The sequence below is a fragment of the Chitinophaga ginsengisoli genome (genome assembly GCF_003014595.1).
GTDB lineage: Bacteria > Bacteroidota > Bacteroidia > Chitinophagales > Chitinophagaceae > Chitinophaga > Chitinophaga ginsengisoli.
In genome coordinates this window covers 186,424-199,605 of sequence record NZ_PYGK01000010.1, presented here as the reverse complement: position 1 = coordinate 199,605, position 13,182 = coordinate 186,424, and the positions used below count along the sequence as shown (strand labels likewise).

Annotated in this window: 7 protein-coding genes; 4 read left to right on the top strand and 3 right to left on the bottom strand. The window is 46.3% G+C overall.

Annotated elements, in window-relative coordinates; genetic code table 11:
* Nucleotides 1-192: 192 nt before the first annotated feature.
* The 3 genes from CLV42_RS22595 to CLV42_RS22585 form a co-directional block, all read right to left on the bottom strand.
* Entirely contained in the window at nt 193-3,015 is a 2,823-nt protein-coding gene (locus CLV42_RS22595) for a S8 family peptidase (protein ID WP_106604189.1), read from the bottom strand.
* A 105-nt stretch (nt 3,016-3,120) separates the two neighbouring features.
* Nucleotides 3,121-4,677, bottom strand: a complete 1,557-nt coding sequence (locus tag CLV42_RS22590) for an FMN-binding glutamate synthase family protein (protein ID WP_106604188.1) — start codon at nt 4,675-4,677, stop codon at nt 3,121-3,123.
* A 39-nt stretch (nt 4,678-4,716) separates the two neighbouring features.
* Nucleotides 4,717-5,535, bottom strand: coding sequence for a mechanosensitive ion channel family protein (locus tag CLV42_RS22585; RefSeq protein WP_106604187.1), 819 nt, complete (start codon nt 5,533-5,535; stop codon nt 4,717-4,719).
* 148 nt (nt 5,536-5,683) lie between these two features.
* Here CLV42_RS22585 and CLV42_RS22580 point away from each other — a divergent pair, with 148 nt between their 5' ends.
* From CLV42_RS22580 to CLV42_RS22560, 4 genes are all read left to right on the top strand, one after another.
* Nucleotides 5,684-8,278: a family 20 glycosylhydrolase gene (locus tag CLV42_RS22580; RefSeq protein ID WP_106604250.1), complete on the top strand. Its 2,595-nt coding sequence runs from the start codon at nt 5,684-5,686 to the stop codon at nt 8,276-8,278.
* A gap of 221 nt (nt 8,279-8,499) precedes the next feature.
* On the top strand, nt 8,500-11,085 hold the full coding sequence (locus CLV42_RS22575) for a phosphatidylglycerol lysyltransferase domain-containing protein (protein ID WP_106604186.1): 2,586 nt from the start codon (nt 8,500-8,502) through the stop codon (nt 11,083-11,085).
* 11 nt (nt 11,086-11,096) lie between these two features.
* Nucleotides 11,097-11,798: an AcvB/VirJ family lysyl-phosphatidylglycerol hydrolase gene (locus CLV42_RS22570; RefSeq protein ID WP_106604185.1), complete on the top strand. Its 702-nt coding sequence runs from the start codon at nt 11,097-11,099 to the stop codon at nt 11,796-11,798.
* A gap of 796 nt (nt 11,799-12,594) precedes the next feature.
* The gene (locus CLV42_RS22560; RefSeq protein ID WP_106604183.1) at nt 12,595-12,885 is read left to right on the top strand and encodes a hypothetical protein; all 291 of its coding nucleotides are present in this window, start codon (nt 12,595-12,597) and stop codon (nt 12,883-12,885) included.
* Nucleotides 12,886-13,182: the final 297 nt, after the last annotated feature.

The following is a 13,182-nucleotide window of genomic DNA, read 5'->3' as shown; positions in this document are numbered from 1 at the left end:
CAGATTATAATCAGACATCTGGTCGCAGCAGCGGGTTCAGATGGAGATCTCTGGCCTTAGTTGTTTGAAGTGCCGATACGCTGATGGGAGTGAAATAGATAATTACTGCCCATACGCATTCCAAAGCTAAATGCTTAGGAACTTCAAAGAACTACAGCCAGAGGTCCCATCTGAATACCCGCTGCAATGATGTTAATCCGTCAATTTCACAAACCGTTTCGTAAATATTTTCTGCGCTCCCTCATAAACCACACATATGTAAATCCCAGCTGCCAGTCCCTTCAACGAATAGGTCTCCCGCATCTGCGTCAACTGTTGTGTAAACACGGTACGGCCATTCATATCTACAAACCGCACCTGCAAATCACCAAGGCGACTACTAAGTAGTGTAAGTTGCTGTGAAGCCGGTACCGGGAACAAATAGAATTCCTGGTTGATCAATATCTGCACCGACTGTACATCAGAATAAATGGAGCGGCCATCAGTTAATTCCAACTTCACACGATAATAAAAGATACCAGAGTGTCCAGGATGGTCTTTATAAAGCAGCATGTTATTGTGATCATCCGGAGTAATATCCTCACTGGAGAGCGTTATAAAATCGTTGCCCTGTAAACGTTCCCAGGAGATCTTTTTCACCTTGTTCCCTGCGTTGAACACCACGGTAATATCAACACTGTTATCTGCCAATACATCTGCCAGTACCTGCCGGAAGAAACAGGCAACACCCTGTTGTTCATAGTTGTAAGTAGTGCCCTGTAATCCGGCCCATCCGTCTTTATGTTGCGGTATGATCGAGATATAGGGAGAGGATAATTGTGTTTTAGCAATGAGCAGCGCAGTATCCGGCGTAGTACTGATAAGGGATAATGTCTGTCCCTTTATGGTATATACATTATAACCGGAAGCATTGTCCATAGAACGCCAGTTTATCTGCAATGTATCCGGACAATTATAACCTATATTGATACTTACCGGAGTGGAGATATTGAAATAATCGCTTACCCAGGTAGTATCCGTAGTGCTCATCCGCAGTAATCCCTTGCTGAAAATGCGCGGAATGTTCCAGCGACTGTTCGCGCCTGCCAGTGGAATATTTGCAGCTATCGGCATCCAGATACGTCCGCTGTCTGCACTGAAGGAAAGTGTACCATTGCCGGTATGTGGTGTACGCCAGCGTATAGCAATGTTGTCTCCAGCGGAGAGTTGTTCGCCGGCAGCAGGATATTGCCATTCAAAGAAAGACAGGGGAATAGCCTGCCAGGCGATATGAAAGTGCTGGGTCGTACCGGACTTAAGTTGCCGTGCATGCACGTGGATATTTACTGTTCCAGCTGCAGGTATGTCAATAGATACCTGTTCGATGTTATTCACACTGTCTCTGCCACGGCGGGCAGGCGCAGAGAGTGAATCAGCCGTAGGAAAGGTGCTCAGTTGCCAGGGAAGGTAAGTCTTGCCTGCATTGTCTGTAACAGACAGGTCCAGGTCATTAAGCAGTGCCTTACTGACATTTTCAGTAGCAGCAGGATCATTCCAGCTAAGGGTGATCTTCAGTCTGGCGGTATTGGATGGTACAGTAACAGGTATACTGGCTGTATTGCCGGTAGCGACTTCCCCGCTAAAAAGCTGCTTGTCTTTGATCGTCTGTATGGCGGCGATAGCATTCAGTAAACCGTATCCGCTGCTGTAATCGGGACCGGGTGTATTAATATCGTCTGCACTGTTCACCAATATGGCTTTTACCATAGCGGAGGAGGGTGTTGTGGCATATCCCTGCTGATAGGCTTCCTGTACAAGTGTGGAAATACCTGTTGTAGTAGCGGCAGCATCAGAAGTACCGGCTTGTCCATAAGCCACCAGCTGTGGAGAGATGCGGCCATCAAAGGCAGGACCTTTGGAACTGAGTACAGGAACATTATAGCCGGTATCAATCCCACCTATCACCAATACATTTTTTGATTGTTTGAAAGTTCCACTGAGATTAGCATAACCTGATAATCCCTTATAAGTACCATCCGCAGGAGCGGTATTACCGATATTACCGGAAGAGAAAATGTGAAGTAGTGTATCCAGTGTATATACCTGCTGATCATATGCCACAGCTTCTGCACCATAATAGTTTTCAAGGGTAGTACCGTAGGAATGATTCTGTACAGTAATACCGGCATTCTTAAAATAGTTGTTTTCATCAGGTAACAAATGCTGATAATCAGAAGAGCTTAGCCTGGCTTTTACAGCAACGCCTTTCCCGCTGGGACCTGTATTCCCTAGACCAGCAATCAATGTAGCCATCATGGTCGCATGTGGATTGATAGTCCTGGCCGCCAGCGGAGAAGGAACTGCTTTCCCCAAGAGATCAATATCAGTAGTATCAAACCATTCTTCTTTCAAGCCTACAGTATGCTTATCGCCTTGTAATGTAGGGTATTGTTGATGCAGCACATTGATATAGTCGACAGATGGCAGCGCATTATTAATAGCGACCTCCGTGCGTGCAGTACGGAGTCTGTCTATAAAGCGAACATTGCGTTGTGCGGTAAATAAACCCCAATTGCTCATCTTTACACTGGCTATCACTACAGGGTAGGACGACGCAGCAGATAGCGGGCGGCAATATTGAAGGGTGTTAACAGTATTGTTAAACGATACCTGTACCAGCAAAGTATCCTTTAATTGTAATGTGCTGATAGCCCTGATCAGGGCATCACTGCATTTCCAGTTATGATTGGCGGGATAGATCTGCAACACATGTTTCGCCTCCACAGAATCGAACTGTGCCTGTTGCAGAATATGATGCCGGGCACTGAGTGATCTTGTCAGTCCATGCCGTTGTAGCAGCGCTTCACCAGGAAATGCATCAAATTTAACCAGGAAGTAGCCGGAAGGGGTGGCAGTAGTATCTGCATAACGAAGCACAATGCTATCTGTAGTAGTACGTTGTTGGGCAGATACATCATAGGTAATGAACAGATTGATCAGCAGGAATAGAAATAATATCGGAACGCGGGCATTCATGTACGGGTAACAATTTTGGTTGAGACATGAATGTAAATAAAAAAAATCAGGAATTAGTGGCGGATGAGTATCACAGCACTAATTCCTGATTCTTAATAGTCGGTTCTACCACGCGTCTATACTCACAGTCTCCATTTCCGGTCCGGTCAGTAATGCACCGGCTGGAGTACTGGGATATATTTCTTCGAATGTTTTTACCTGGTTCATGAAAACGCGACGGGAAATATGGCTGCGGGTAATGTGGTGTGGTGTTTCCAGACCGGCAGCAGCAGCTAGTTCTATAGCGCTTTCTATCGTGTCCTGATGATAATTGGATACGCGGTGCTTTTTGTCGTCTACCACGAGTCCTGCCATCAGCCATTTGTCCTGGGTAGCTACGCCTGTAGGACAGCGGTTGGTATTACATACCAGTGCCTGTATACAACCGATGGCCATCATCATCGCGCGGGCGCTGTTGCAGGCATCTGCACCCAAAGCCATTGCGCGGAGGATATGGAAACCGGTCAGGATCTTACCGGAAGCGATCACTTTTACCTTACTGCGGATGTTGTAACCGGTCAGGGTATCATGCACGAAAGCCAGCGCATCCATCAGCGGCATACCTACAGAGTTGGAGAATTCGGGGGGTGCTGCACCGGTGCCACCTTCACCACCGTCTACGGTAATGAAGTCAGGATAATGACCTGTTTCCAGCATCGCTTTACAGATGGCGTGGAACTCTCTTTTTTGTCCGATACAGAGTTTAAAACCTACTGGCTTTCCGCCACTCAGCTGGCGCATACGAGCAATAAACTGCACCATCTGCCTGGGCGTATTGAAAGCGGTGTGATAAGGAGGAGAAGCCACGGTAGTATGCGGTTGCACGTGGCGGATAGCCGCAATTTCTGGTGTATTCTTGGAGGCCGGCAAGATCCCGCCATGACCTGGTTTAGCTCCCTGGGAGATCTTTAGTTCAATCATTTTAATCTGTGGCGTGGCACATTTCTCTGAGAATAGTTTTTCATCAAAATTGCCTTCTGCCGTACGACAACCGAAATAGCCGGTACCGATCTGCCAGATAATATCACCACCCTGCGTCAGGTGATGTTCGCTGATGCCGCCCTCTCCGGTATTATGCGCAAAATTACCCAGTTTAGCGCCACCGTTCAACGCCTGTACCGCATTGGAACTGAGGGAACCATAACTCATGGCAGAGACGTTCAGGATGCTGGCAGAATAAGGTTGTGTACAATCATTACCGCCGATCAGCACACGCGGGTCCTTGTTCATTTTCTCGAAAGCCCTGGGCTGGATGGAATGGGCCATCCATTCGTAACCTTCAGCGTATACATTGAACTGTGTACCGAATGGTTGGGAGTTCAATTCTCTTTTGGCGCGCTGGTAAATGGTAGAGCGGTCTACACGGTTTACCGGACTGCCATCAATATCACTCTCCACAAAGTACTGGTAGATTTTGGGACGGATATCTTCCATAAAATAACGCAGACGGCCCACAATAGGGTAGTTGCGCATAATGGCATGTTTTTTCTGGAACACATCTATCAACCCCATGATAATCAATGGTAGTATCAGTACCAGTAGCCACCAGGTCCAGGGGAAGAAATATCCCAGACAGGTAATAAAAGCCAGGCTGATTACCGTAAAAGCAATAAATCCTTTCATATATAAGCTCCCTTTAATAAGGGGCTAAGTTAGGAAAAATCAGATCAGCTTATTGTTCTTTAACACTGTCATAATCTTCATAATAATCTCAGTTTTTGTGTCCTCAAAAGTGCGAATATCCTCATTCACGACCCAGCAGGCTACGCTCACTTTGAGATTGGTGCCATCAATATTGGTGAAATAAACCTCAGGCGGTTTGTTTTCTGTCAGGTTATTCACACCTTTCAGCGCTTCTGCCACCAGGCGCTGGATCTCTGACACACTTTCATGTGCGGCCGGCACATTAAAAGAGATCTCTGTTCTCCGTTCGGGCGTGAGCGAATGGTTAATGATGGGTTTCTGAAAGATCTCTTTATTGGGAATGATAACATGTAGGCCATCGATGGTACGGAGCAGGGTAGAACGTAGTTGTATCTCTTCCACATTTCCGCAAAAGCCGTTGGTTTCTATCTGATGTCCCACTTCAAACGGACCGCGAAAGGTGATGAAGATACCTGAAATGAAATTGGCAGTCAGGTCCTGGAAGGCAAAGCCAAGGGCCAGACCAATGATACCAGCGCCCGCAAGCAGCGAGGATACAGCCTTATCCAGTTTGAGCACTTCCAGTGCTACAAATAAGCCGATCAGAGTGACGATGATGGAGAAAATGTTGGCAAACAGGCCACTTAACGTGAGGTTATGAGACATTTTTGACACAAACTTATACACCAGCATTTTAATAAGCCTGGCCAGCAGGAAAAAGGCGATCGCCACGAAGATAGCCACTGCCATATTCGGCAGCATTTTAATACCTGCAGTTACCCACCGGTGCAGCTTATCCCATATCAGATCTCCCCAGTTCGAAACATTGTTATTCATAATAAGCAGCTTTTGATGAACAGATACCTAGACTATGCTAATAACTGTGCCATGTACCTGTAACCGGTCAACTGCGGAAAAACCGGGACAGTTTCAGTTTGTTTTGAAAGGGTATAACCTTATCTTACGGGACAACTTTTTTCAGCTTATGCAATTTCGCCATCTGATATTAGCATGTGGCCTGCTCACAGGAGCGGCTCCCTTACATGCACAGGCGCCGTTTGACGCTTCGAAAATCAAGGTTTCATGGGAGGTAGTGGAAAATAACCACCAGGGGAAGGCCCAGTTCCTTTCTGCTTTTACCATTGTAAACAAGGGTAAAACTGCTTTTCCCGCAAAGGGCTGGCAGCTGTATTTTAACTTCGTAAGATCAGTGAAGGAAGGCGCTACCACCGGTGGTGTAACGGCTGCACATGTGAATGGAGATCTGTACAAATTATCTCCGGCTGATGATAGTAAGGGCATTGCCCCCGGCGATTCTATACGCGTTGAAATGGTAGGAGATGCCTGGGCCGTGAACTTTACGGATGCACCTGACGGACTGTATCTGGTATGGGACAAGGAACCAGCTAAAGGATATCGCTTATCCTCCCTGGAAATACGTCCTTCCACCCAGCCTAAACAATATCTGCGCTTCCCGGGCGATAAAACTGCGCTGACCACTCCGGCAGATGTATATGCCCAGAACAAGAACATTAAGGATATTCCTGCCGAACAGTTACCGCTGGTCTTTCCCACACCGCAGGAGGTTGTACCCGGTACAGGTGCGTATGCACTACAGGCTGGTATACAGATCAACGCAGCACCTGCATTTGCAAAAGAGGGCGCCTATCTGGCGGATGAGCTGGGGAAATTGCTTGGCGCCAAACCAGTAATAGGCAGTGGCAATGGAATTGCGTTGGAACAGGATGCCAGCCTGGCGCCCGAAGCTTATTCCCTGCAGGTAACTCCTCAGGGAGTGGTCATCAAAGCTGCTGATGCAGCGGGTATCTTTTACGGTATCCAGACCCTGAAAAGTATCTTGCCCCCCACTTCCTGGGCTGGTGTACAAAAAACTATACAAGTGCCTGCTATACAAGTAAAGGATGCACCCCGTTACGGATATCGTGCGTTTATGCTCGATGTGTCCCGCAACTTCCACAGTAAACAGGACGTCTTACGCCTGCTGGAATTAATGTCCCTGTATAAACTGAACGTATTCCATTTTCACCTTACTGATGATGAGGGCTGGAGACTGGAAATACCTGGGTTGCCTGAACTGACAACTGTAGGCGGTCATCGTGGCCATACTGTGGATGAAAAAGACCACCTGCTACCATCCTATGGTTCCGGTCCCGATGTAACAGATGCTGCAGGTAGTGGCTTTTATACCAAACAGGACTTCCTGGAAATATTGAAATATGCGGCAGACAGACATATTACTGTCATCCCTGAAATAGAAACGCCCGGTCACGCACGTGCAGCCGTAAAAGCGATGGAAGCCCGTTATGCGACATTACAGGCACAGGGAAAGAATGCAGCAGCAACACAATACCTGTTGTCAGACTTGCAGGATAAATCAGCATATCATTCCGTACAGAACTGGAATGATAACGTGATCAACGTGGCATTACCATCAGTATATACTTTCCTGGATAAGGTAGTGGAAGAACTGCAGGCGTATTACAAAGAAGCCGGCGTACCACTGGAGTATGTACATATGGGTGGTGATGAAGTGCCTGCCGGCGTATGGACAAAGTCACCGGCTGTACAGGCTTTGATGCAGCAGGATAAGACGATTAAGAACACAGATGATCTGTGGTATTACTACTACGGAAAAGTATACTCGTTGTTGAAAGCACGTGGACTGAAACAATACGGATGGGAAGAGATGGGCATGCGTAAAACCAGTATTGATGGTAACCCTCATTCTATTCCTAACCCGGATTTCAGCAACAATGGTTTCATGGTGGATGTATGGAATAACGTAATGGGTGGTGGTGCAGAAGATCTGGCTTACCGGTTGGCTAATGCGAACTACAAAGTAGTGTTATCCGGCGTAAGCAATCTGTATTTCGATATGGCTTATATGAAGTCTTTCGAAGAGCCCGGCTTCTATTGGGGCGGTTTTGTAGACATTGACAAACCATTCTATTTCATCCCGGAGAATTACTATAAGAATTCAAAAGTAGACGCGTTGGGTAACCGTTTGAACCCGGAGATCTTCAAAGGAAAAGATCAGCTGACGGCGTATGGAGCAGACAATATTGCCGGTGTACAGGGACTGTTGTGGAGCGAAACGGTGAAGAATTCCGCACGTATGGAGTATATGATCCTGCCTAAGTTACTCGGACTGGCAGAACGTGCCTGGGCAAAGAACCCTGAGTGGGCAACGGAGAAAGACAGCGCCCGCAGTGAGCAGCTGTATAACAATGCCTGGAACACATTTGTGAATGTAGTGGGTAAAAGAGAGCTGGTAAGACTGGATCACTATAATGGTGGTTACAATTACCGTATCCCTACGCCGGGACTGCAGTTGAGCAATGGTGCAGTTACGGCTAATATACAATTGCCAGGCTTCACCTTACGTTACACAACAGACGGAAAGGAACCTGATAGCAAGAGTAAGATCTATACAGGGCCCATCACAGAAAAAGGTACGATCCGCTTTAAAGCATTCGATACGCGTGGACGGGGCAGCAGGACTGCGACGGTCATTAATCCGCTCAGAGCGCAAACATTATCAAAGGGTGGTGACTTATAGTCATCACCTTTTTTCTTTAATAACAGCTTAAATTAGGGTTAATCACCTGCTTATCATGTGGAAGAGCCTGTTGCTTGCTATCCCTTACTGGTAGCTATTCTAGCTTGTCTATGGCCTTAAAATCTCCTTAAAGTAGTATCCTCCCTGGTTTTGCCTTTCAACTTCCCCGTAGTTTTGTGAAGAATGTAGTGAACATTTTATCCATTAAACTATAACCTGTAATGGCGCTGAAGGACAAACTGAACCTCGGAAACTTAATGCGGAAATTGCATTGGAAAGAACTATTAGCCGTACTCTTCATATTACTTGCCATCTACTTTTTCCGGCAGCAAAGACATGAGTTGTATGCACTCGGGCCCGCCATTGAAAGGGCAGACCGCCTGTGGGTAATTGCCGGTATTCTCCTGACGGGAGTATATATCCTGATGCAGGCATTGATGTACCGGTATAGTTTTCGTGCAGTAGGTGGAAAGCTGAATCTCCACCTTGGTACTGAACTCTTTCTGAAAAGAAATTTACTGAGTATTTTCTTGCCTGCGGGAGGTGTCAGTTCACTGGCTTATCTGCCACAGAATCTTCGCCGCAGTCATATAAACAAACAACAGGTGCATCAGGCATCAGGCATCTATGGGTTTACCGGTATCTTTTCGGTGTTCCTGGTAGGCATTCCGGTGGTGGGTTATGCCATGCTGCATGACGAGTCGATGATACAGGCCGTGGGTGGCCTTGTTGCCATCTGTTCGGTGCTAGGTGGCATCGCATGGCTGGTGAGATCTATACAACGCAGAGGGGCTGCCTACAACCTGATGGCAAAGTATCTGCCGGGAGCGGTGAGCCATGTGGATGAGATCTTCGCTTTTAACCTGAACCGTACCTCTTTTGTACATACTATCCTGGTTTCTGCCGGAATAGAGATCGTGGGCATCGCCCATCTTTACATCAGTATGATGGCAACGGGCGCGACCCCATCTTTGGAGGCTGCCTGTGTCGGGTATATTGTTGCCACCATCTTCCTGATCGTATCCCCATTTTTACGCGGTTTAGGGGCCATAGAATTGTCCCTCGCCTATCTGCTGACCAACTATGGCTTCACGTCATTACAAGCGCTGGAAATAACCTTATTATACCGTCTTTTCGAATTCTGGCTGCCAATGGTTGCCGGAGTAGTTGCTTTTCTGCTGAAAGGGAAACAACTGATGCTGCGGTTAATTCCCCCGGTGCTTATTTTTTTGCTGGGGATGGTGAATATCTTTTCGGTACTCACTCCACCACTCAGAGGTCGTTTAAGAATGCTGAAAGCTTATATACCGGTGGAAAGCATCCATGCCTCCAACCTGCTGGTGGTATTTCTGGGACTGATCCTGCTGGTAACGGCCACCTTTCTGTTCCGCGGATTGCGCAATGCCTGGATCGTGGCATTGTCAGTATCGCTGTTGTCAGTATTGGGGCATATGAGTAAAGCGTTGGACTATGAGGAGGCCTCGCTGGCATTGGCTACGGCTATTATCCTCGTCATTACCGCCAGCCAGTACCGGCTGAAGAGTAACCGGCAACTGATGAATATTGGTGTGGTGACGGCGATTGCTACATTACTAGTGGTACTCATTTTTGGGACAGTCGGCTTCTATTTCCTCCATGCCCGCCATTTCGGGATGGAATTCACCTGGTTACGTTCATTAAGAGCGTCTTTCCATGGATTCCTGTTACTGGAAGATGATGGATTGCATCCGCTTACCCGTTTCGGGAGGGAATTCCTGAGCGCTATCCGTGTACTGGGGGTAGGCGCCTGGGCCTTCCTGTTCTATACCATTATCCGGCCTTATCTGCCTGCCAGCAAGCATAATAATGCTGCCGTAGAAAAAGCACAATACTATCTGAGCCAGTACGGTAGCTCCGCGATGGATCATTTTAAGGTAGGGGATGATAAACTGTTGTTTGTGTCTGAAGAATATCAGGGCTTTATTGCTTACCGTATTGCTAATGGCTTTGCCGTTGTATTGGAAGAGCCGGTATGTGCGGACGATGTGAAACTGCCCCTGCTACAGGAGTTTGAAAAGCAGTGCCTTAAAATGGGCCTTAAACCGGCGTTCTACCGGGTGGATGAGCAGAGCATGTATTACTTTGAACATCTGCGCAAAAAGAAACTGCTGATAGGACAGGAGGGTATTATGGACGTTACCGCATTTACATTGAGCGGAAAGGATAGAAAGTCATTGCGCAATGGTTTGAACAGCCTTGCTGCCAAGGGATATATTACCACGGTGCATGCAGCGCCTTTGCCGCCAGCATTGGTACAGGAATTGAAGGAAGTATCAGACGAGTGGCTGGAACAGTATGATGTAAAAGAGATGACATTCTCACAGGGGCTGTTTGATGCGGATGAGATCCGGGAACAATCTGTGATTACAGTAACAGATCCGGAAGGCAGGATAGCGGCGTTCCTGAACATCATCCCTGACTATGCCCCCGGCGAGTGTACATATGATCTGATCCGCAAACGGACAGATGCTCCCGGTGGCTGTATGGACGCTTTGATCATTGCCCTGATACAGGACGCAAAGGAGAAAGGATTACAATATCTCAACCTTGGGCTGGTGCCGATGTCAGGTATCAGCCAGCCGCAAAGTGCTGCGGAACAGGTAGTGAAATTTGCATATGAAAAAATAAAAGCCTTCCGCCATTATCACGGTTTGCGTGAGTTCAAAGAGAAATATGCAACGGAGTGGTCCAATAAATACCTGGTGTATGAGCATGACTTTGATCTTATCCAGCTACCGGGTGCATTGAGTAAGGTAATGAGAGCATAAACAGGAACAATATGAGAAGAGGAAAGTATGTGTTGTTATTGCTGGTAATGATGGCCGGCGCTATGTCAGTGAGTGCACAGAGTGACATCGGTAAACTGCCCGTAACGGTGAAGGTGCCTGCAGTTCCCGTGGCTGGTCGTCCCGTGGTGTTTTATATAACCGGCGACGGGGGAATGAAAAAGTTTTCGGTAGATATCGTGAATACGTTGGCAGGTAGGGGATATCCCGTTATCGGACTGAATGCATTAAAATACTTCTGGAGTAAAAAGACACCGGAACAGGCTGCTGCGGATGTGGCCGCGCTGATGCAATACTATGCAACGCAGTGGAACAACCACTCGTTTATTTTCGTAGGGTATTCCATGGGAGCAGATGTGCTGCCATTTATTTATCACAAGCTGCCTGTGATGTTGCAGGACCAGGTGCACCACCTGGTATTTATGTCTCCTTCTGCCAGTACAGATATGGTGGTGCATATATCCGACATGCTGGGCAAGTCAAGTACACCTGGTAGTATGAATGTACCTGCCGCAATGAACAATATAACCGGTAAGCCGCTGTTGCTGATATTCGGGCAGAATGAAAAGGATTTCGACAGTAAGGCGCTTACCATCAGTAATTACAAACAGGTTGTGTTGCCCGGTGGGCATCATTATAATGACGATGCCGTCAGCGTAGTACAACAAATACTCTCTTATATCGTACAACGCTAAGTACCCTTTTTCACTTAACAACATGTTAACGACCGGGCGTTTCTTTGCTAAAACGTTCTACTTCCCCTTTTTTATAAATCTTTCATATACATGCGCTTAGCCTTGGCGAGGTGGACAATTTTGTTCCGTTAACATCTTATTAACTAATTTCTGCGGCGCGTATTGTAGTATTACAACGTAGTGATGCAGCGAAAGAAAGTTAAAGGATATACCACTATTTGTCAGCCATGGATACAGCCCTCGGGTATCTACCTGAGAGTTTTAAAAGTTATCTGAAGGTTACAGCTATAATGGATAAATATTTTTTAAAGAAGACATTGCCCGGTTGTGGATCTGTGCGGACGAAAACCGCGGTGGAAGAGACTTTTAATGGTTGGTTTTTGATGAATACTCCCCAGGTTTCAACCGGGGGAGTTTATTCTTGCTGTATGAAATACAACAACAAAAACCAGTCGGGCTGCAACAAAATAGCAGTACATTTCTTTAGCTTGCATAAGGGCCATCTTTTATGCAGATTTGAGTTTGATCGTATACCCTCAAAATATATGTTTATGAAAATTACACTTATAACTACCGGAAACGGTGGACCCTGTTTGTATGATCCGGATCAATTAATAAAGTCTTATGAAGATGCCGTTGCCAATAAGAATATATCATCATAGCATTCAGCAATCGATACAAAAAGACACAAACATTATGGCTACTCACAACATTAGCCCGGAGAAAGCCGATGCGAACAAGGAAGCAAAAAGAAATTATAATTTAATCTGTTCATTGTAAACCCCACTATGCCAGCATGCCTAAACGTTATTTTGAAAGACTGCAGACCATTGATTATCTGATCAGGATCAAAGGCACCGGAAAGCCCGCTCATCTTGCTAAAAGATTGCGTATTTCCGAAAGGACATTATTTGAATTCCTTAAAATGATGAAAGAGCTTGGAGCTCCGATAGCTTATGACCGCTATAAGGAAAGCTACTACTATTCGGAAAAGGGCGGATTCAATATTCGTTTCGTGAAAAACCTGACGCTTGCCCTGGTACTCCTTCAGGGTATGTTTACGAATATTTCGTTCCTGTTACCGTAACTCGTTTTCCTCCTGCTCTTATTTGATTTGCAGGGGATTTCCCTTGCCTGAACGGAATTGCTGCGGAGTCCGACACTCCGCAGTTAACTCCGTATTAACTATTGCATTAACAGAGAGTTAACCACCCATTGATGAATCCTTTATATCTTTCCTATACATCCAAACGAACGAATTTTCAAAATACTTTTCTCATAAGACGGTTTAGATTTCATAAGCTTCTGTACGCAGGTTTCTATTCAGTTACCTGCTAGATTTTAAATCTGTATACTATAAAAAACTTTATATCAGCCATAACCA